At 46.4% G+C, this 795-nt stretch carries 1 protein-coding gene; it reads right to left on the bottom strand.

All coding sequences use genetic code 11. From position 1 onward, the window contains the following. A partial coding sequence (locus V7659_RS31920; RefSeq protein ID WP_335543972.1) for a PTS transporter subunit EIIC occupies positions 1-795 on the bottom strand: 795 nt, incomplete at both ends.

Genomic DNA, 795 nt, shown 5'->3' with positions numbered 1-795 from the left:
ATAAAGATTTCAAAGAACTGTGCTGTGAAAATATTCGGCAGCACTTCTCCTGCTTGGAAAGCAAGACGGTTTTCATCCATCGCACCGAGCCAAATCGGACCCATGACTCCACCGACAATGGTGGCTCCGTGAATACCACATGCCCAGAGGAGCATTTGCACACCGATGGCAACGATACTTCCGCCTAAGCTTCCACCAAGAATGGATAGTGGTGTGCCGATTAAGACCGTGATGATATTATGAATACTCTCAAAAGGTGTCATCTCAATCAGAAGCCTAGCGACCCAGATCAGCGTGATGACCACAAAACCTGGAATAAGTGCGATAAACGATTTACTAACTGCTGGCGGTACACCATCAGGCATTTTGATGACGATATTCCGCTGTACAATAAAGCGGTAAATTTCGGTGGAAAGCATGGCAATAATCATGGCAACGAATAGCCCTTTACTGCCCATCAGTGTGACGGGAATACCGCCATTCACTAGGATAGCTTCTGTTGATCCTTCAGGTGTGAATGGTACTTGATAAGGTGTGGCTAGGAGGAAAGCTGCGACAGCAATTGCACCAGATGACAGTGCATCGACTGCATACTTTTCAGCTAACCTGTACGCGATCCCAAAGGTCGCAACAAGTGCCATAATGTCAAAGGTGGCATTCACAGGATAGGATAGTTTCGTGGCCCATTCGGCTCCGAAGACACTTGCCATAAAATCGCTGTATCCTGGAATCGGAAGGTTGGCTAAAATAAGAAACAGTGAACCGACGATAATGAGAGGCATGGTTAAAACAATT

It is taken from the genome of Neobacillus drentensis (genome assembly GCF_036966985.1).
Classification (GTDB): domain Bacteria; phylum Bacillota; class Bacilli; order Bacillales; family Cytobacillaceae; genus Neobacillus; species Neobacillus drentensis_E.
The sequence above is the reverse complement of the archived record's forward strand: the minus strand, read 5'-3'. Positions and strand labels throughout refer to the sequence as shown.